Source organism: Aminobacter sp. HY435, from assembly GCF_027568395.1.
Taxonomy (GTDB): domain Bacteria; phylum Pseudomonadota; class Alphaproteobacteria; order Rhizobiales; family Rhizobiaceae; genus Aminobacter.
Map to the genome: position 1 here is coordinate 20,581 of NZ_JANKZL010000008.1, position 17,563 is coordinate 38,143.

General features: G+C 63.2%; 19 protein-coding genes. 7 read left to right on the plus strand and 12 right to left on the minus strand.

Annotated features, from left to right (window positions below; all coding sequences use genetic code 11):
- Window positions 1–106: 106 nt before the first annotated feature.
- The 3 genes from PCJ21_RS12785 to PCJ21_RS12795 all read right to left on the minus strand — a co-directional run bounded on the left by PCJ21_RS12785 (window position 107) and on the right by PCJ21_RS12795 (window position 3,358).
- Window positions 107–1,141: an aspartate-semialdehyde dehydrogenase gene (locus tag PCJ21_RS12785; RefSeq protein WP_269931795.1), complete on the minus strand. Its 1,035-nt coding sequence runs from the start codon at window positions 1,139–1,141 to the stop codon at window positions 107–109.
- A 110-nt stretch (window positions 1,142–1,251) separates the two neighbouring features.
- Window positions 1,252–1,386, minus strand: a complete 135-nt coding sequence (locus tag PCJ21_RS12790) for a hypothetical protein (RefSeq protein WP_269931796.1) — start codon at window positions 1,384–1,386, stop codon at window positions 1,252–1,254.
- A gap of 64 nt (window positions 1,387–1,450) precedes the next feature.
- Window positions 1,451–3,358: an ABC transporter ATP-binding protein/permease gene (locus PCJ21_RS12795; RefSeq protein ID WP_269931797.1), complete on the minus strand. Its 1,908-nt coding sequence runs from the start codon at window positions 3,356–3,358 to the stop codon at window positions 1,451–1,453.
- Window positions 3,359–3,661: 303 nt separating this feature from the next.
- Here PCJ21_RS12795 and PCJ21_RS12800 point away from each other — a divergent pair, with 303 nt between their 5' ends.
- The gene (locus tag PCJ21_RS12800; protein WP_269931798.1) at window positions 3,662–4,396 is read left to right on the plus strand and encodes a DUF805 domain-containing protein; all 735 of its coding nucleotides are present in this window, start codon (window positions 3,662–3,664) and stop codon (window positions 4,394–4,396) included.
- Between the two features lie 69 nt (window positions 4,397–4,465).
- Here the strand turns inward: PCJ21_RS12800 and leuB are convergent, their stop codons facing one another.
- Window positions 4,466–5,569: a 3-isopropylmalate dehydrogenase gene (gene leuB, locus PCJ21_RS12805; protein ID WP_269931799.1), complete on the minus strand. Its 1,104-nt coding sequence runs from the start codon at window positions 5,567–5,569 to the stop codon at window positions 4,466–4,468.
- A gap of 245 nt (window positions 5,570–5,814) precedes the next feature.
- On the opposite strand from leuB, the gene darT reads away from it, so the two are divergent.
- Together darT and darG are read left to right on the plus strand one after the other, a co-directional pair.
- Entirely contained in the window at window positions 5,815–6,447 is a 633-nt protein-coding gene (gene darT, locus PCJ21_RS12810; RefSeq protein ID WP_269931800.1) for a type II toxin-antitoxin system toxin DNA ADP-ribosyl transferase DarT, read from the plus strand.
- Entirely contained in the window at window positions 6,447–7,526 is a 1,080-nt protein-coding gene (darG, locus tag PCJ21_RS12815; RefSeq protein ID WP_269931801.1) for a type II toxin-antitoxin system antitoxin DNA ADP-ribosyl glycohydrolase DarG, read from the plus strand. Before darT ends, darG begins: the two co-directional genes overlap by 1 nt.
- A 349-nt stretch (window positions 7,527–7,875) precedes the next feature.
- Here darG and PCJ21_RS12820 read toward each other — a convergent pair whose 3' ends face one another.
- The 4 genes from PCJ21_RS12820 to PCJ21_RS12835 all read right to left on the minus strand — a co-directional run bounded on the left by PCJ21_RS12820 (window position 7,876) and on the right by PCJ21_RS12835 (window position 10,946).
- Complete coding sequence (locus tag PCJ21_RS12820) at window positions 7,876–8,256, minus strand: RidA family protein (protein WP_269931802.1); 381 nt, start codon at window positions 8,254–8,256, stop codon at window positions 7,876–7,878.
- A 9-nt stretch (window positions 8,257–8,265) separates the two neighbouring features.
- Complete coding sequence (locus PCJ21_RS12825) at window positions 8,266–9,099, minus strand: hypothetical protein (RefSeq protein WP_269931803.1); 834 nt, start codon at window positions 9,097–9,099, stop codon at window positions 8,266–8,268.
- A 190-nt stretch (window positions 9,100–9,289) separates the two neighbouring features.
- Window positions 9,290–9,895, minus strand: coding sequence for a 3-isopropylmalate dehydratase small subunit (leuD, locus tag PCJ21_RS12830; RefSeq protein ID WP_269931804.1), 606 nt, complete (start codon window positions 9,893–9,895; stop codon window positions 9,290–9,292).
- A 136-nt stretch (window positions 9,896–10,031) separates the two neighbouring features.
- Window positions 10,032–10,946: an ABC transporter substrate-binding protein gene (locus tag PCJ21_RS12835; RefSeq protein ID WP_269931805.1), complete on the minus strand. Its 915-nt coding sequence runs from the start codon at window positions 10,944–10,946 to the stop codon at window positions 10,032–10,034.
- Between the two features lie 89 nt (window positions 10,947–11,035).
- Between PCJ21_RS12835 and PCJ21_RS12840 the strand changes: the two genes are divergently transcribed.
- The 3 genes from PCJ21_RS12840 to PCJ21_RS12850 are packed head-to-tail and all read left to right on the plus strand — an operon-like array spanning window position 11,036 to window position 13,915.
- Complete coding sequence (locus PCJ21_RS12840) at window positions 11,036–12,058, plus strand: FecCD family ABC transporter permease (RefSeq protein WP_269931806.1); 1,023 nt, start codon at window positions 11,036–11,038, stop codon at window positions 12,056–12,058.
- Window positions 12,055–13,107 (plus strand): FecCD family ABC transporter permease, encoded by a 1,053-nt coding sequence (locus PCJ21_RS12845; RefSeq protein WP_269931807.1) that lies wholly within the window; start codon window positions 12,055–12,057, stop codon window positions 13,105–13,107. The genes PCJ21_RS12840 and PCJ21_RS12845 overlap by 4 nt, the downstream gene beginning before the upstream one ends.
- Entirely contained in the window at window positions 13,100–13,915 is an 816-nt protein-coding gene (locus PCJ21_RS12850) for an ABC transporter ATP-binding protein (protein ID WP_269931808.1), read from the plus strand. The genes PCJ21_RS12845 and PCJ21_RS12850 overlap by 8 nt, the downstream gene beginning before the upstream one ends.
- Before the next feature lie 58 nt (window positions 13,916–13,973).
- Here PCJ21_RS12850 and PCJ21_RS12855 read toward each other — a convergent pair whose 3' ends face one another.
- Complete coding sequence (locus PCJ21_RS12855; protein ID WP_269931809.1) at window positions 13,974–14,414, minus strand: glyoxalase superfamily protein; 441 nt, start codon at window positions 14,412–14,414, stop codon at window positions 13,974–13,976.
- 366 nt (window positions 14,415–14,780) lie between these two features.
- Between PCJ21_RS12855 and PCJ21_RS12860 the strand changes: the two genes are divergently transcribed.
- Complete coding sequence (locus PCJ21_RS12860) at window positions 14,781–15,050, plus strand: hypothetical protein (protein WP_269931810.1); 270 nt, start codon at window positions 14,781–14,783, stop codon at window positions 15,048–15,050.
- A 28-nt stretch (window positions 15,051–15,078) separates the two neighbouring features.
- Here PCJ21_RS12860 and PCJ21_RS12865 read toward each other — a convergent pair whose 3' ends face one another.
- The 3 genes from PCJ21_RS12865 to PCJ21_RS12875 form a co-directional block, all read right to left on the minus strand.
- Window positions 15,079–15,531 (minus strand): SRPBCC domain-containing protein, encoded by a 453-nt coding sequence (locus PCJ21_RS12865; protein ID WP_269931811.1) that lies wholly within the window; start codon window positions 15,529–15,531, stop codon window positions 15,079–15,081.
- An 18-nt stretch (window positions 15,532–15,549) separates the two neighbouring features.
- A complete protein-coding gene (locus tag PCJ21_RS12870) occupies window positions 15,550–15,891 on the minus strand; it encodes an ArsR/SmtB family transcription factor (protein WP_269931812.1) in 342 nt (113 codons plus the stop codon).
- Between the two features lie 81 nt (window positions 15,892–15,972).
- Window positions 15,973–17,412 carry an FAD-binding oxidoreductase gene (locus PCJ21_RS12875; RefSeq protein ID WP_269931813.1) on the minus strand — a complete coding sequence of 480 codons (1,440 nt, stop codon included), beginning with the start codon at window positions 17,410–17,412 and terminating at the stop codon, window positions 15,973–15,975.
- Window positions 17,413–17,563 lie beyond the last annotated feature (151 nt).

A 17,563-nucleotide genomic window follows, 5' to 3' on the forward strand; every position in this document is an offset into this window, starting at 1 on the left:
CTGGGGCATCCAGTCGAAGGCGGCGAGCGCCGCCCTCAGGATGCGAGGAGCGATGTCGTGTGCGTCGCTAGCCTCGGCCAGACGCAGCACGACATCGGGCATGGCGTCAGGCCGCCTTCTTCTTTGGCGAAATCAGGCCGCGTTCGACGAGAAGCTCGGCGATCTGGACGGCGTTGAGGGCAGCACCCTTGCGCAGATTGTCGGAGACGATCCACATCGACAGGCCGTTGTCGATGGTCTGGTCTTCGCGGATGCGCGAGATGTAGGTTGCGTCTTCGCCGGCCGAGTCGAGCGGGGTGGCGTAGCCGCCGTCCTCGCGCTTGTCGATGACCAGGCAGCCCGGGGCCTCGCGCAGGATGTCGCGCGCTTCGTCGGCGGTGATCGGCTTGTCGAACTCGATGTTGACGGCTTCCGAGTGGCCGATGAACACCGGCACGCGCACGCAGGTGGCGGTCAGCTTGATCTTGGGATCGAGCATCTTCTTGGTCTCGGCGACCATCTTCCACTCTTCCTTGGTCGAGCCGTCGTCCATGAAGACGTCGATGTGGGGAATGACGTTGAAGGCGATGCGCTTGGTGAACTTCTTGGCTTCGACCGGGTCGGCGACGAAGACGGCGCGGGTCTGGGTGAACAGCTCGTCCATGCCTTCCTTGCCGGCGCCGGAAACGGACTGGTAGGTGGAAACGACGATGCGCTTGATGGTGGCGGCGTCATGCAGCGGCTTGAGCGCCACGACCAGCTGGGCGGTCGAGCAATTCGGGTTGGCGATGATGTTCTTCTTGGAGAAGCCGGAAATCGCGTCGGGGTTCACTTCCGGAACGATCAGCGGCACGTCCTGGTCGTAGCGGAAGGCCGACGAGTTATCGATGACGACGCAGCCCTGCTTGCCGATCTTGGGCGACCACTCCTTGGAGATGTTGCCGCCGGCCGACATGATGCAGATGTCGGTGTCGGAGAAGTCGTAGGTGTCGAGAACCTTGACCTTCAGCGTCTTGTCGCCGAACGACACTTCGGTGCCGAGCGAACGGCGCGAGGCCAGGGCGACGATCTCATCGACCGGAAAGCCGCGTTCCTCGAGGATGTTGAGCATTTCCCGGCCGACATTGCCCGTAGCGCCGACGACTGCAACCTTGAAACCCATATCGAAAATCTCCTGTCCCTCTCCGCTCTTTTCCTGGAGAAAACCCGCTGGCCAGCGCGGGCTTCATCCCCCGGGCCAGACCCGGGAGAGGGTGAGCAGGCCAAGGGAAATCACACCGTTTTGGTGGTGGTGGTTTTGGCCATGGTTTTGGTCGAAAGCAGGGACGCGGCTCCGCGCCCGGCACGATGGTTGGCATCGTGACCGGGGAAATCGAATGCGAAAAGCGCCATCAAGAGGCCGCGCATCGGAGGGTTCCCTGTTCGAGGCCGCTTTTACGCGCTTTGCGTTAGGAGTCAATCGGGCGGCGGCCTACTTCTCCTTCAGCCTGATGCGTGGAAAGCGTAGCGGCGGCCATTGTTCCGAAGCGGGCAGCGGCTGGGCCAGCAGCGTGGTCAGTTCGGCCGGCAGGCTGACCAGCGGCTGCTTGGTCGCCACGCCATCAGCGATGGAGACCACGCTGTCGTAGAACTCGGCACCGGTCGCCGATTTCGGCGGCGTCGCCTCGTGCATCACACTGATGACGGTCACGCCGAGGCAATTGTCCTTGATCGCCTGGTGGAAGGCGATTTTCGCTTCCGGATCGAGCGCGGCGGTTGCTTCGTCGAGGAACAGCAGTCCGGGCTGCAGCAGCAGGATGCGGGCGACCACCAGCTTCTGCTTCTGGCCGCCCGACAGCACCTGATCCCAGCACTTGCCTTCACGCATCTCGTCGTCCAGGTTTTCGATAAAGTCGCCGAGCCCGGCCTTGTGCAGCGCGACAGCGACTTTCGCTTCGGAATGGTCGCTGGCGGCGCCCGGCAGGCAGACCAGCTGCTTGAGGGAAACCTGCGGCAGCTTGACGTCCTGGGTGGCGTAGAAGCTCCTGACGCCCTCGGGGAAGACGATGCTGCCGCGGCCATATGGCCACAGGCCGTTGATCGCCTTGACCAGCGAGGTCTTGCCGCAGCCGGACTCGCCGCGCATGAAGGTCCATTCGCCGCGCTTGAAGCGCAGGTTGGCGACCGTCAGGAACGGCGCTGCGTCACTGCCGCGGTGCATCAATTCGAGATTGCGGATGCTGAGCCCGAAGACCGCGTTCTGGTTGGCGAAGTTGAATTCGGACTTGCCGGTCAGGGCATAGAACTCCTGCGGGTGCCGGACGTTCTCGATCGCTTCGGCAAGGTCAGTCACGCGCCGGCTGTTGGCCTTCAGCGTGGCGATGGCCGGCATCACCTGGATGAACCAGGAGCATTGTCCGATCAGGGAGTTCACCAGCTCGGCGCCGGTGATATAGCCTTTCAGGTTGATCTGGCCGTGAATGTAGGGAATGAGCCCCGGCCCGTATGCGACGATGCGGGCGGCGACGAAATTGTAGATCAACTCGAACGACATGTAGCCGGCATTGACGGTGTTGAGGCGCGCCCAGGTCTTGTCGATGTCGACATAGAGCCGGTCGTGCATCGCCTGCTGCACGCCCTCGCCACGCGAGGCTGCGACATGGAAGCTGCGGCGCAGGAAGGTCGTCAGCTCGCCGCGGTAGCTACCCTCGGCCTGCTGCATGCGCACGCTGAGCCGCTCCATCAGCCCGCCGAGCTTCATGGCGATGTAGGTGTTGACCGGGACGTAGGCTGCCACCGCCAGCATGGCCAGCACGAAGCTGCCGTAATTGCCGAGGAATTCGAGGCCGCGCACCGACGCCGAGGTCTCGAGCAGCTTGCGGCCGACGAAATAGAGCGAGGTGGTGACGCTCATCACGCCCATCGCCAGGCCGATGGCACCGCCGGTCATGCCCTTGATCGAGTCCTGGACGCGCTGGTCGATGTTGTCTGGCGGGGGGACGGCGTTGCCCAGGGCGTCCATGCCGCCGGTCTGGACGTGGAAATGAGTGTGGTTGGCGTCGAGAAGGGCTGCGTTGAAGCGGCCGTTGAGCCAGCCGCGCCACTTGCGGTGCAAGGTGGTCGAGAACAGATGCCTTATCCCGGTCAGGCCGGCATCCTTGAGCAGCACGAGAAGAAGCAGAGTGCCTGCGCTGGCAAGCAGCGACGCCAGCGGCGTCAGGTTGGTCGGATCGTGGAAGAAGGCAATTGCGTTGACCAGTTCGCCCGAGGCTTCGGCCATCCACACGCTGGCCTTGCTGGAAAGTGCGGTCAGGAGGGCGATCACCAGCGTCAGCCCCCAGGCTTCCTTCCAGCGATCCGAGAACCAGTAGGCCCGCATCAGGCCCCAGAAGCCGCGCATCGCAGAAACAGGCGTCGGGGGTGGCGGCCTTGCGGCGCCGCGACGCCATCTTCTCACCGATGGATCTCGAGGTCTGTCGACCCGAATCACAGTCCCTTACCCCATGCCCTTTGCCTATCGAAAGGGTAACATGAGTTGAGCATTTCACAGTCAATATATGGTTACCGGCTAATCAACGCGCCGCGAGCGTTGCGTGAGGGCAACGCTGTCCAACGCGCTCCGATGATCGTCCCGACGACACCGGAGCTTGCGGCACGCGGCAAGTTGGAACACTGTCTGGCTCGCGATCCACGGGGGCGACAGATGCGCGGGGAAGTGCTGCACTACGATCAGGCTCAAGGTTTCGGCTTCATCGCCGGGGTCGACGGCAACCGCTACACCTTCGCCCGCGAGGACCTCAGGGGCACGGCGATACCCGGCAAGGGGACCCAGATCGAGTTTCAGCCGAGCGGCAGCCAGGCACGCGACGTGTTTGCGATCCATGCACCAGTCGGCGCGCCGCAAAAGGCTGCGGCGCCTGCGTCGGTGCCCCAGTTCGGCCGCCGGGGTTCCGACCAGGAAACGCCCGCCTTCAGCGGAGTGGCAGCGGCAACCGAGCCAGCCTCGACCGGGCTGTGGTCGTACTTCTGGCGTGCCATCACCACCAACTATGCAAGCTTCCGGGCCCGCGCCCGGCGCAAGGAATATTGGGGCTACTACCTGTTCTGGGCGATCTCGGCCGTCGCGCTGTCGGCTATCGGCTTCGGCATCGACGGCGCGCTCGGCAATCTCGACGCTGGTATGGAAGAGCCGATCGCCGGTTTCGCGTTCCCCGGCCTGTTCGTGCTGGCGACGCTTTTGCCCAGCATCGCCGTCACCATTCGCCGCATTCACGACCTTGGTTTGTCGGGATGGTTCTATCTGCTGATCCTGCTGCCTTATGTCGGCGGCCTGATCATCTTCGTCTTCACCCTGATCCCGTCGCAGAAGCACGAAAACAAATGGGGTCCGGTGCCGGTTGGGGTGAGGGTTCCTCCGCCTTACGTGCCTGCCGCCTAGAGAAATTTCACAAGCACAAAAGAAAACGGTGCCGCGTGGGCGCCGTTTTCTCACTTCATCGACCTGCTATCAGGCGAAGAACTTGGCGACGATGGCGTCGCCCATCTCAGTGGTGCCGACCTCGGTCTTGCCTTCGGACATGATGTCCTTGGTGCGCAGGCCGTCGTCGAGCACGGCGGCGATCGCAGCCTCGAGGCGGTCGGCTTCGGCCACCATGTTGAAGGAGTAGCGCAGGCACATGGCGAACGACGCGATCATGGCGATCGGGTTGGCGATGCCCTTGCCTGCGATGTCGGGCGCCGAGCCGTGCACCGGCTCGTACAGCGCCTTGCGCTTGCCGGTCAGGGCATCAGGCGCGCCGAGCGAGGCCGAAGGCAGCATGCCGAGCGAACCGGTCAGCATCGCCGCGACATCAGACAGCATGTCGCCGAACAGATTGTCGGTGACGATGACGTCGAACTGCTTGGGCCAGCGCACCAGCTGCATGCCGCCGGCGTCGGCCAGCATGTGGTCGAGCTTGACGTCGGCGTACTTGGCCTTGTGGGTGGCGGTCACCACCTCGTTCCACAGCACGCCCGACTTCATCACGTTGCGCTTTTCCATCGAGGTCACGCGGTTCTGGCGCGTGCGCGCCAGCTCGAAGGCGACGCCCGAGATGCGCTCGATCTCGAAGGTGTCGTAGACCTGAGTGTCGATGCCGCGCTTCTGGCCGTTGCCGAGGTCGATGATCTGCTTGGGCTCGCCGAAATAGACGCCGCCGGTCAGCTCGCGCACGATCAGGATGTCGAGGCCCTCGACCACTTCCTGGCGGAGCGAGGACGACGCGGCGAGTGCCGGATAGCAGATTGCGGGACGCAGGTTGGCGAACAGCTCCATGTCCTTGCGCAGGCGCAAGAGACCGGCTTCGGGACGCACCTCATAAGGCACGGCATCCCATTTCGGGCCGCCGACGGCGCCGAACAGCACGGCGTCCGCCGCCATCGCCTTGGCCATGTCGGCATCCGAGATCGCCTGGCCGTGCGCGTCATAGGCCGAGCCGCCGACGAGACCTTCCTCGGTGGTGAAGCCGCTGCCGAGCTTGTCGTTCATCGCCGCAATCAGCTTGCGGACCTCTGCCATGGCCTCTGGGCCGATGCCGTCGCCGGGCAGGAGAAGAAGATTGCGCGTCGCCATTGGAAACCTTTCCGAAAGATGCGTGAACCGCGGTCTTGCTAGCCTTGGCGGGGCGTCGGTGCAAGCAGGAAAGGGGCGGGAGAAGCTTTCTGGTGAGCGTTGCATATGCCAAATGCGATGCAGGTGACTAGGCGCTAAGGACCTCTTGGCCTAGGTAGTTTCTCAGTTTGAATTCCCGTCAGTAGCCTAACCACGGCGACCGGGCTGTGCTTGCCGCTAAGCATGTGGCAAAGTAGGCTTGAATCATGTCAAAAGACCTTAATCCTGAAAAAGCGCTGATTTGCCGAATTGTCCACAAGGACAATGTCGGACCGCTGCTGGCCGACGGCTGCCACTGTCGTGCGACAGTTGAGGGCAAGAAATATGTCGAGATCGGGAACCCAGAGCTTATTCAAAAGCGGACCGAAAGAGCGGTGCCCTCCGGACCGGGTGGCACGCTGAGTGACTACGTCCCTTTCTATTTTACCCCCTACAGCCCGATGCTCTACAATATCAAGACGGGCTATAACGGCATCAAGCAGCGTTCCATGCGGGACATAGTGATCCTTGTTTCTTCGCTGCATCACCTGACCAAACTCAAGGTTCCGTTTGTGTTCGCTGACCGGCATGCCTATCTGAGGATGGCGCAGTTCTCGGACGATTTGGCCGATCTGGATCGGATCATTTGGCCAACTCTGCAAGCGCGTGATTTCAAGCGCGACGATGTCGACAAGTTTGAAAAATATCAGGCTGAGGCGCTTGTTCATAAGCATGTTCCACTGGCTGCGCTGCTCGGCATCGTTTGCTATGACGAGAAAATGAAGGCTGAAGTCGAGGCTGAAGCCGCGAAAGCAGGCGCTACGGCAAAGGTCTTGGCAGAAAGGAGATGGTTCCTCTGATGATTAAGTTTGTCCGTGGCAACCTATTCGAAGCCGACACTGAGGCTTTGGTGAATACTGTCAACACTGTTGGCGTGATGGGGAAAGGCGTCGCCTTGATGTTCAAGGAGGCTTTTCCTGAAAACTTCAGGCTCTACGAAACTGCTTGTGCGGCGAAGCGAGTTCGGCTCGGCGAGATGTTCGTGACGGAGCGAAATGATCTCTATGGCCCGAAATGGATAGTCAACTTTCCTACTAAGGCGCACTGGCGATATCCATCAAAGATGGAATGGATAGCCGAAGGGCTAGACCATCTCAAAACCGTAGTGGAGCATAAGAAGATCAAATCTATTGCTCTCCCGCCCTTGGGTGCCGGCAACGGCGGTCTGGAATGGCCTGGGGTTCGAGAACTCATTCTTGCAAAGCTAGAACCATTAAAAGGCGTCGAAATTTTGGTGTATGAGCCAACCAGGCAATACCAAAACGTGGCAAAGCGTACAGGTGTCGAGAAATTGACTCCTGCGCGAGCATTAATAGCCGAGCTAGTCAGGCGGTATTGTATTCTTGGAATTGAGTGCTCTTTGCTTGAAGTTCAGAAGCTTGGTTATTTTGTAGAGAGGTTCGCTGCTAGGGAGGGGCTTGATGCAATGAAATTCGAATTCGGCGCCAATAAGTATGGGCCGTATTCGGACAAGATGAAGCACATGTTGAATGCATTGGATGGCAGTTACTTACATTGTGATAAGCGGTTAGGTGATGCTGGGCCGTTTGAGCCAATTCACTTTGACGATGAGAAAAAGGAACGTGTCTCAGCTTACTTCTCCACCGCTGAAGCGAAGCCGTATCGATCGGCGTTGGAGGCCACGAGTAAGCTTATCGACGGTTTTGAATCTCCATTGGGTATGGAGTTGCTTGGGACCGTTGATTGGTTGGTGCATCACGAGAAGGTTGCCCCCCAAGTGGATGAGATCAAGGCGGCTCTGCCGGAGTGGCCTGGCGGTGAAGATGCGGCTGCACGCAAATTGCGCCTGTTTGACGACCGCATCATCAGGATAGCCTTGGACACTCTAAAGGAAAATTCTTTGGCACAGGCGAGCTGATGCCGATGGGACCAAAAGGCCGGGGAGGGACCCAGCTGACGCGCGCATTATCACCGTTGAGGCAACGGATGACGGCAAAAACGCCGCCGTCAAGGAGCTTGGCGCGAAGGGTGGCAGGAAGCGCGCCGAGATTGCAAGGAAAGCGGCAGAGAGCCGGTGGAAAAAAATGAGATAACTCAGGCGTTTGCGTAGAGAACCCATTTTTCAGCTATAATTTCGTCGACTTTGTCGACTATTCCAGTTCGTGTGACAATGCGGGAATCGTAAGGCCGGCTCGTTTGGTTGGCTTGTCTTCGGTGTCGTCGATAGGCCATCGCCGGCTCGGCTGACAGAGTCATAGCCCTTATTCTCATTTCCGCTTCAGCGCGGTCACCTCGATTTCGATCTTCATTTCTTGCTTGTTGAGCTGGCAGACGATCATCGTCGCCGCCGGGCGGATGTCGCCAAACGTCTCGCCGAGGATCGGGAACACCAGGTCCACATAGCTCTGGTCGGTGATGTAGTAATGCGCGCGCACCACGTCGGCCATCTCGAAGCCGCCATCTACCAGCGCCTTTTCGATGGTCGCCAGGCAGTTGCGTGTCTGCGCTTCGACGCTGTCGGGCATCGTCATGGTGGCGTAGTCGTAGCCTGTCGTGCCCGACACGAAGCACCAGTCGCCCTGGACCACGGCGCGCGAATAGCCGGCGGTCTTCTCGAAGGGCGAGCCGGTTGAAATAAGCTTGCGCATGGCGTTCCCCTATTCAGTGGCGAGCGATTTGATCATGGCGTCCCTCAGCTCGGTGGGCCATGCGGCCAGCGCCGGCCAGGTGCCGGGATTCGCCGTATCGCCCTGCTTGGCGACGTAAAGCTTCCTGGCCTTGGCATCGATGCCGATGAAGGCATCGTTGATGCCGCACGCATGGGGCACGCAGCCGGTGGCGAAGATCAGGCCAGAGGCGGTCTTTTCCAGGCCACTCGACACCGAAAGACCAAGCGCAACGCCCTCCAGCTTGTCGCCCAGCATGGCGCTGGCCTGCCTGTAGACATCGGCGTTGTCGAACACGTCGACCGCGTAGGCGATGCGCTCTATGTCGAGGTCGGCCCAGGTCGTGCCGGGTTGCGGCACGAAGGTCAGTTCGCCGGCAACCTGCAGACCTTGAGCGGGCGACCAGACGCGCACCGGCGCCTTGGTTCCGGGCAGCAGATAGGGCACGAAATAGAGCGCATCGCCGGTGGCTGCCGCCGGCGGCGTGCCGCACTCGCCATCGCCGACCACCGCCGACTGGATTCCCGCTTCGGTCTTCCACGCCAGCACAGTCTCCGGGCCGCAGGCGTTGCCGCCGCCGCCGACGGCGAAGATCGCGACCTTGGTCCCATCCAGATCGACCGTACGCTGGTGGAAGGCGACGTAGTCGCGCGCCAGCTGCTTGCCGTCATAAGCGAGGATCTTGTCGAGTTCCGGCGTCTCGGTGATGGTGAAACTGCCGCCCTCGAAGGGAATTGTTTCGGGCGCTGCCGGCTCCTGGGCCAGGACCAGAGAGGTCGTGGCGCAAGCCAGCGCCAGAGCTGCCGGGAGGATGATCTTCTTCATGCTGAGGCTCCTCGATCGCGATGCCCTTGGAGCGTGCCGCCGCTGGCAAGGCTCCGAATCCCGAGTTGCAACAATGGCATGGCAGAATTGGCATGTCAGCCGCAGCCTGTTGTCCCAGCAAAAAACCCCGTCGCGAGGACATCGCGGCGGGGCTTTGAAACTCAGCCGAAGCTGCGTTGTGCCAACGAGGTCAGGCCCAGGGACGGGTCTCTGCAACCTTCTTTTCGTAGCTGTCGATCGAGCTGGCCTTTTCCATGGTCAGGCCGATGTCGTCGAGCCCGTTGAGCAGGCAGTGGCGCTTGAAGTCGTCGAGGTCGAACTTGACCACGCCGCCGTCAGGGCCGCGGATTTCCTTGGCTTCGAGGTCGACCGAGACGGTTGCGTTGGCGCCGCGCGAGGCGTCGTCCATCAGTTTGTCGAGGTCTGCCTGGCTGACGGTGATCGGCAGAATGCCGTTCTTGAAGCAGTTGTTGTAGAAGATGTCGGCGAACGAGGTCGAGATGACGCAGCGGATGCCGAAGTCGAGCAGCGCCCAGGGTGCATGCTCGCGCGACGAGCCGCAGCCGAAATTGTCGCCGGCAACGAGGATCTCGGCCTTGCGGTAGGCCGGCTTGTTGAGCACGAAATCGGGGTTCTCCGAACCGTCCTCGTTGTAGCGCATTTCGGCGAAAAGCCCGGTGCCAAGGCCAGTGCGCTTGATCGTCTTGAGATAATCCTTGGGGATGATCATGTCGGTGTCGACATTGACGATCGGCAGGGGCGCAGCGACGCCGGTGAGCTTGGTGAATTTTTCCATGGCTTTTTGCCCGTCTAGCGGTTGCGGGGATTTGGCTTGCCCCGCTTTACACAAGCTTGGACGGGAATCAAAGCGTTTCGACGCTGGGTCATGCTCGACGCGCCGTCGCTTCGAACGGCGCGCCGCGGGGGCTGGCTTACGGTGCCGGTGTCACGCCATAGGCGCGGGCGATGTCGTCGAGCAACAGGTTTGCGGCGATGGCGCCGCCGGCGGTGTTCCACACCGCGTCATCGACCGGGCTCGCCTTGCCGGCCTTCACCACCGGCAGGTTCTGCCACAGCGGTTCGGCCAGCCAGTCGTCGGCCTGCTTGCTCGCCGTGCCATTGCCGGTCTCGTAGACGAAGTAGAACAGCCGGTCGCCGTCGAACTCCGGAATGCGTTCCTTGGTCACGTCATCGGCGAAGCCCGGCTTGTCCTGCACCGCCGGGCGCTGGATGCCGATCTGGTCGAAGATCATGCCGGGGAAGGTGTCCTTGTAGTAGATGCGCGTCAGCCCCGGCATGAAGCGGATCAGCGACACCTTCTCCGCCTTCTTGTCGCCCAGCGCCTCGCTCAGCTTGGTTGCCTTGTCGTCGAAGGCCTTCAACTGCGCGTCGCCCTCGGCCTTCTTGCCAAGCGCGTCGGCATAGAGCGCGAAGTTCACCTTCCAGTCGCCGCGCAGGCGTTCCGACATGACGGTCGGTGCGATCGCCGAGAGCTGATCGTAGATCTTTTCCTGGCGCGTCTTGTTGCCAAGGATCAGGTCGGGCTGCAGGCCGGCGATCAGCTCGAGGTTGATGGCCGATTCCTCGCCGACAACCTCGACGCCCTCCATCTTGTCGGCGATGTGCTTGTACCATGGCGAGCCGGTCCACGAGCGCACCGCGCCGATCGGCTTGAAGCCGAGGGTGAGGACGGCTTCGGTGCCCTCATTGGTCAGCACAACGATGCGCAGCGGGTTTTCAGGCACGTCGGTCACGCCCATGGCGTGCTTTACTTCATGGGCCAGCACGGAACCGGAGGCGAAGGCGGCCAGGGCGAGGCCGAGGGCGGCTTTGACGAAGAGCTTCATGGCTAACGTTCCAAACTTGACGGGATCGTGAAGGTTTGGCAAAGGGTCAGAACAAACCCTGACTGTCAAGCTCATATTAAGGCCCGCGCGTGCCCCTCGCTTCGTCGACCACGAGCAACCGAGCGCATTGGCGCATCGGCCATCGTGCGCTGTTCTTGCTGCTCGGCGTGTCGCTGCTGGTTCTGATGTATCTCAGCCTGGCGCTCGGATACCGGCTCTACTCGCCGGCCGAGATATGGGGGGCGCTGACCGCATTCGACGGCAGTGAAACCGATGTCGTCATCCGCGACCTGCGCCTGCCGCGCGCCCTGATGGCGCCGATGGTTGGCGCTGCCCTTGGCATTGCCGGCGTGCTCGTCCAAACGCTGGCGCGCAATCGCATCGCCTCGCCGGATACGCTTGGGCTGAATGCCGGCGCGGCGTTTGCCGTGGTCATGGCGAGCGGCATCTTCGGGGTCGCCTCGCTACCCGGCCTGTCGGTCGCAGCCGCTGCCGGCGCACTGGGCACCAGCTTCATCGTCTTCGGCCTCGCCGCCGCAGCCGGCGGGATTTCGCCGCTGCGCATCGTGCTGGTTGGCGTCACCTTCGCCGGCCTGTTCGACAGCTTCGTCAACGTCGTGCTCACGGTCAACGAAACCATGCTCGACCAGTTGCTGTTCTGGCTGGCCGGATCGTTCGCCGACCGCAAGATCGAGCTCGCGCTCAATGGGCTGCCGTTCATCCTGGTCGGCGGACTGTTGGCGTTTTCGTTGGCGCGGTCGCTCGACATTCTCCAGACCGACGACTCGACCGCGCGCGGCCTTGGCGTGCCGCTCGGAGTTGTGCGCGGCCTGAGCTTCGTTTCCGTGGCGATGCTGAGCGGCGCGGCAGTGGCGATGGCCGGTCCGGTGCTGTTCGTCGGGCTCGTCGTGCCGCATGCCGCCCGCGCGCTCGTCGGGCTCGATCATCGCCAGCAGATCGGCGCGGCAGCGCTTGTCGGCGCGCTCTACGCAACGCTCGCCGACATTGTCGCGCGCTTCGTCATCTATCCGCGCGAGGCGCCGGTGGGCGCGGTCACCGCGATCGTCGGCGGCTGCCTGCTGCTCGTCCTGCTGAGGAGGCGCGCCGCATGAGTGCGCTCGCTCCGCGCCTGTCGCCGGCATTGCTCAGGCTCAACCGCCGCGCTTGGATCGCCGTCGGCGTCATTGCTGCCGTTGCGCTGGTCCTCGCGATTTGCGGCGTCGGCTTCGGGTCGACCTGGATCGATCCGCGCCGCGTCGGCGAGATCCTGTTTGGCGGTGGCTCCCGCGGCGAACGGGTGGTGGTGCTGCAGTTGCGCGCGCCGCGCGTTGCCATCGCGGTCCTTGCCGGCGGCGCAATGGCCGTGGCCGGCTATCTGCTGCAGAAGGTGACGCGCAACGAACTCGCCTCGCCCGGCGTGCTCGGCGTCATCGGCGGCGCCGGCCTCGGCGTGGTGATCTTCCTTGCGCTGTTGTCGGACGAGAGCAATTCGCTGGTCACCTCGATCGTCTGGCAGCCGGTCGCGGCGATGCTTGGCGCGTCGCTGGCGATTGCGGCAGTCTTCCTGCTGTCGGGGCAGCAAGCCTCGTCGGCGGTGCGGCTGTTGCTGTTCGGTATTGCCGTCGGTGCGGTCTGCAAGGCGGCGACGCTGATCCTGATGATCGTCGGGCCGATCTACCGCACCACGCAAGCCAGCCGCTGGCTTGCGGGGGCGGTCAACGAGATCAACTGGGGCGAAGTTCAGGTTGTCGCCGTCGGTCTTGCCATCGCCATGGTCGGGGTGTTCGCCGTGGCGCGCCGCCTGCCGCCTGCCGATCTCGACGAAGTGTCGGCGCGCGGCATCGGGCTCAACCTGCCGGTGTTCCGCATCCTCGTCTTCGCGCTCGCCTCCGCCTTGACCGCGCTTGCCGTCGCCTTTGCCGGCGGCGTCGGCTTCATCGGCCTGATGGCGCCGCATCTGGCGCGGCTGATCGTCGGACGTCCGGTGCTGCCGGGCATCGTCGCCAGCTTCCTTCTAGGCGCGATCATGCTTGTCGGCGCCGACCTTATCGTCAGGGTGCTGTTTGCACCGACGGAGGTGCCGGCGGGCACCGTCACGGCGGTCATCGGCACGCCCTATTTCCTCTACCTCGTGCTGCGCAGGGGAAGCACCAATGGATAAAGCCATCTCAGTCGCGTCGCTGACCGTCGCCTATGGCGCCGCGACCGCGCTGGACAATGTCGACCTCGCTATTCCCAGCGGCAAGATCACCGTGCTGGCCGGACCGAACGGTTGCGGCAAGTCCACGTTGCTGCGCTCCATCCGCCGTCTGCACCAGCCGAAATCCGGTGACATCCGCCTTGGCGACGTGCCGATCTCCAGCCTCAGGGAAAAGGAACTGGCGCGCCATATCGGCCTGCTCGCTCAAAATCCGTCCGCGCCGGATGACATGAGCGTCGAGGAGCTTGTCCGGCTCGGCCGCTATCCGCACCAGACCATGCTGCAGCCTTGGAGTGCGGCGGACGCCGAAGCGATCCAGGCGGCGATGTTTGGCACTGGTGTCTCGCATCTCGCCGACCGCAGCCTCGGCTCGCTGTCGGGCGGCCAGCTGCAGCGGGTGTGGATCGCAATGGTGCTGGCGCAGGAGACCGACGTCATCTGCCTCGACGAGCCGGTCAACCATCTCGACATGGCCCACCAGATCGACTGCCTCGACCTGGTCACCCGGCTCAATCGCGAGCATGGCCGCACGGTGGTGCTGGTGCTGCACGACCTCAATCTCGCCGCGCGCTATGCCGACCGGCTGGTGTTCATGAAAAGCGGCGGCATGGTTGCCGAGGGCGAGCCCGATGCGCTGATGAACGAGGCGCTGATCGAAGAGGTGTTCGGCATCAGTTGCAGGGTCATCGTCGACCCGGTGCATGAGCGGCCGCTGTGCATCCCGATCCGCAACTCCACGCCGCGGTTTCGCGGCGAGACCAGTTCTTGAACGGAAACGGCCGCAGATCGCTTTCACGATCCACGGCCGCTTCGGGATTGGGCGAGGGTCAGGAGCGGTTGAGCGCCATCACCCCCGTTTCGGTGCCGGTCAGGCGGCGCGAGCGGCCGTCGGCGCCGACCACCATCTGGATGCGCCGGCGCTGCGACGAAAACAGCTTCGAGGTCGATACGTCGACCGGCGGGTTGAATGCGACGGTGACGCGCCACAAGTCCGGCTTGATGGTCTCCTCGAGGCCGATGACGCGGCCGTTGGCCGGGTTGCCATTGAAGGTGCCAGACACCGTTTCGCCGACGGCAAACGGAACACCTGCGGCAGCGCTTTCGGTCCTGGTTTCGGTCGGACGGGCAGCCAGGGTGTTCCAGTCGCGCGCGCCTTCCTGGCGGGCGACGAGTTCGAGCGCCTTGGCATGGCTGATGGCGATGCCCTCGGCGGCCAGCGCGTCGCGCAGCCGGCGGGCATTGTTCTTGTAGTCGTGACCTGTGGTCATGGGTTCGCTCCTTCGCGATGGACGAACGGCGTGGTGAAGCTCGGGAGCCCGCATTGCCGCTTCGGCCGTCGCATCGACAGAGAAACGAACTTTCGAGGGAAGCTTCACCAGGCCTTGCGGCTGCGGGCGGCAGGGGCTTCCCGCCCTTGACCGCCCTCAGATAGGAGCACCCTGGCGCGACGTCAACTGCCGAGCCGGCTCCACACCTTGGTGGTCAGGTGCCTGAGCGGGCGGTTCTGCGATGTTGCCTCGCTGACATTGTAACGGCGGCGATGCACACTACCTTGGTGGCATGGGCCAGCCACCCAGCGAAGGACTGCGATGCGCAAGCTGATGAAATCGATGGTTGGAATGATGGCGGCGGCAATGCTGCTCGCCGGGGCTGGGTCGGCGTTTGCCATCGATCTGCCCGACCAGCCTGACCGCAACCAGCTTGCCCGCGAGGGCCGCTTCAATGAACTGCAGATCCTGCAACAGCGTCAGGCCCGCCGCGACTTCCAGAGCCAGCAACAGCAGTTTCGCGCGCAGGATCGCAAGGCCGCCGATCAGCCGATGGACCTCAAGGTGCCGAGATACCAGGGCGGATGCCAGCTGCCGCTGAACGGCAACGCCTATCTGCGCGGCAACTGCCGCTGAGTCCGTCCCGCAACGGCTGCGCCGTCGGCTATTGTGCGGCCACCTGTTCGGCCAGCACGCCATCCAGCCTGTCGTAGCCGGCGCCTACACCCCTGGCCATGCCGATGGCGATCGCGCCGTCGCGCGCTTCCTTCGAACTGTAGAGCATCGTGTTGACGCTGATCGTGCGGCCGTCCCTTTCAGTCAGCACAAGGGTCGAGCGCGCCTCGCCGTCGGTCCAGTCCATGTCGAAAATCTCGACGCTGACGATGCGTTCGGGCCGCAGGATGGCGCGATATGTGCCGGTCATGCCCATGTCGCGCCCGTCTTCGTGCCGCCAGACGAACCGGTAGGTGCCGCCGACCGAAAGGTTCACCTCGCAGACGGCGAAGGACCAGCCGTCCGGCCAGCAGTCGAAGACCAGGTCACGCGGCGCGTCGAAAACCCTGGTCATGGCGATCTCGCGGTCGCTTGGCGTGGTCACTTCCAGCCGGTGCTTCATCGTCGCTCCCTGCTTGCGTCAGGCTTCGCCCTTGTTGGCCTGCAATTCGGCGAGCAGGGTGTCAAGCCGGCCGAAATTGCCCTCCCAGACCCTGCGATAGACCTCGAGCCAGCCTGTTACCTCGGCCAGCGCCTCGCCCTCGATCCTGCATGGCCGGCGCTGGGCGTCGCGGCCACGCGAAATCAGGCCGGCGCGCTCCAGCACCTTGAGGTGTTTCGAGATCGCCGGCTGGCTCATGTCGAAGGGTTCGACCAGTTCCATGACCGATGCCTCGCCCTGCATCAGCCTGGCGAGGATGGCGCGCCGGGTCGAGTCGGCGAGCGCCATGAAGGTGGCGTCGAGGCGTTCGGACGGTGTCATGCCTGCCTGCTTTCTAAATAACGATATAGTTATATAGGCGTTGGCCGACACCGTCCAGCATTGGGATGCGGCAAGATCCTCTCAGGCGGCCTTGCGGGCCTTCTTGGCACGCAGGTTCTGGTTCATGCGGAAGAAGTTGGCCGGGTCGTACTTCCGTTTCACCTCGAGCAGCCGTGCGTAGTTGTCGCCATAGGCGGCTTCGACGCGATCGGCCTCGTCCGCCGGCATGAAGTTGACATAGGCGGTGCCGACGGCGTTGCGTTTGGTCGCCTTGTAGATGTCGCGCGCCCAGCCCATGCACGCCTCATCCATCGAGGCTTCGCGCCAGCGGGCATGGACATTCATGACATAGTGCGAGCTGCGTTGTGGAAAGGCAGTGGCGTCGGAAGCGACACGCCCGGCAGCGCCGCCGACATGGCCGATGAAGATCTCGCATTCCGGGCCTGGCAGCTTGCCGATCGCGGCGCAGACGGCGTCTATCGTTTCATCGGCGAGTTCGATAAAGTCGTGGCTCTTCCAGTAGTTGCGGGCGCCGGGCTGGAGCAGCGGGTCGAAGGCCGCCTGCCATGCCGTGAACGGGTTCGGGCCGACCACGTCGACAATCGGCTGGCCGATGCCGCGCAGGCGGGCTGTCGCCTTCTCGCCTGCGGCGAGATCTCCGCTGTAGCACATGGCCAGCACCAGCACCTCCTTCCAGTGCCATTCGGCCGGCAGGAAGGGCAGAGGCGGAGCCTGCCGCGCCACCGCCCAGCAGGTCAGTTCGTCCGGTGCGTCTTCGAGTGCGGCGCGATATTCCTGGAGTATGGCCTTGGCGTCGGCGAAGGGGTGGACGACGAGGCCGGACAGCACCTGCGGTCCAAGCTTGTGCAGCTTGAATTCGAAGGCAGTCACCACGCCGAAATTGCCGCCGCCGCCACGGATCGCCCAGAACAGGTCGGGATGTTCGGCGTTGCTCGCCCGGACGAGTTCGCCGTCCGCCGTCACGACGTCGGCCGACAACAGGTTGTCGATGGTCAGACCGAGCTTGCGCGTGGTCCAGCCGAAGCCGCCGCCAAGCGTCAGCCCGGATATGCCGGTGGTCGAGTTGATGCCGGTCGGAACCAGAAGGCCAAAGGCCTGGGTCTCCTTGTCCAGGTCGGCGAGAGTGACACCCGGCTCGACCCAGACCCGGCGCGCGACACGGTCGACGCGCACCGATTTCATGGCGCTGAGATCGATCATCATGCCGCCGTCGCACACGGCGTTGCCGGCGATGTTGTGGCCACCGCCGCGCACGGCGATCAGCAGGTTGTTGTCGCGCGCAAAGCTGACGGAGGCGATGACGTCGGCGGCGCCCGCGCAACGTACGATCAGCCCAGGCCGGCGGTCGATCATGGCGTTCCAGATTGAGCGCGCCTCGTCATAGCCGGCGTCGCCGGCATTGAGGACCGTGCCGCGCAGGCTCGCTGCAAAGGCGTCGAGCACAGGGGCGCTGACCATCGTCATGCCGCCATCAAGCGTCGTGAGGCTCAGATCGTTCATGGTGTTTTCCTCCGATGGAGAGACACCTCCTCTGTCGCCGCAGCCTGCTATTCTGCGTTTCAGTCGCAGACCGGACAAGCAAAACGGCCATATGGTTGCTGAAAATGATTGATATCGGCACCCGTCGCCATCGACCCGACCTCGCTCCCGG

Bases quoted from the DNA above. Each gene is read 5' to 3' on its own strand.
- leuD (WP_269931804.1), bottom strand. From the start codon at position 9,895: ATGGAAAAATTCACCAAGCTCACCGGCGTCGCTGCGCCCCTGCCGATC.
- PCJ21_RS12835 (WP_269931805.1), bottom strand. From the start codon at position 10,946: ATGAAGCTCTTCGTCAAAGCCGCCCTCGGCCTCGCCCTGGCCGCCTTC.
- PCJ21_RS12875 (WP_269931813.1), bottom strand. From the start codon at position 17,412: ATGAACGATCTGAGCCTCACGACGCTTGATGGCGGCATGACGATGGTC.
- darG (WP_269931801.1), top strand. From the start codon at position 6,447: ATGATTAAGTTTGTCCGTGGCAACCTATTCGAAGCCGACACTGAGGCT.
- PCJ21_RS12785 (WP_269931795.1), bottom strand. From the start codon at position 1,141: ATGGGTTTCAAGGTTGCAGTCGTCGGCGCTACGGGCAATGTCGGCCGG.
- PCJ21_RS12790 (WP_269931796.1), bottom strand. From the start codon at position 1,386: ATGCGCGGCCTCTTGATGGCGCTTTTCGCATTCGATTTCCCCGGTCAC.
- leuB (WP_269931799.1), bottom strand. From the start codon at position 5,569: ATGGCGACGCGCAATCTTCTTCTCCTGCCCGGCGACGGCATCGGCCCA.
- PCJ21_RS12800 (WP_269931798.1), top strand. From the start codon at position 3,662: ATGCGCGGGGAAGTGCTGCACTACGATCAGGCTCAAGGTTTCGGCTTC.
- PCJ21_RS12855 (WP_269931809.1), bottom strand. From the start codon at position 14,414: ATGACCACAGGTCACGACTACAAGAACAATGCCCGCCGGCTGCGCGAC.
- PCJ21_RS12820 (WP_269931802.1), bottom strand. From the start codon at position 8,256: ATGCGCAAGCTTATTTCAACCGGCTCGCCCTTCGAGAAGACCGCCGGC.
- darT (WP_269931800.1), top strand. From the start codon at position 5,815: ATGTCAAAAGACCTTAATCCTGAAAAAGCGCTGATTTGCCGAATTGTC.
- PCJ21_RS12795 (WP_269931797.1), bottom strand. From the start codon at position 3,358: ATGCGCGGCTTCTGGGGCCTGATGCGGGCCTACTGGTTCTCGGATCGC.
- PCJ21_RS12850 (WP_269931808.1), top strand. From the start codon at position 13,100: ATGGATAAAGCCATCTCAGTCGCGTCGCTGACCGTCGCCTATGGCGCC.
- PCJ21_RS12870 (WP_269931812.1), bottom strand. From the start codon at position 15,891: ATGACACCGTCCGAACGCCTCGACGCCACCTTCATGGCGCTCGCCGAC.
- PCJ21_RS12825 (WP_269931803.1), bottom strand. From the start codon at position 9,099: ATGAAGAAGATCATCCTCCCGGCAGCTCTGGCGCTGGCTTGCGCCACG.
- PCJ21_RS12860 (WP_269931810.1), top strand. From the start codon at position 14,781: ATGCTGCTCGCCGGGGCTGGGTCGGCGTTTGCCATCGATCTGCCCGAC.
- PCJ21_RS12845 (WP_269931807.1), top strand. From the start codon at position 12,055: ATGAGTGCGCTCGCTCCGCGCCTGTCGCCGGCATTGCTCAGGCTCAAC.
- PCJ21_RS12865 (WP_269931811.1), bottom strand. From the start codon at position 15,531: ATGAAGCACCGGCTGGAAGTGACCACGCCAAGCGACCGCGAGATCGCC.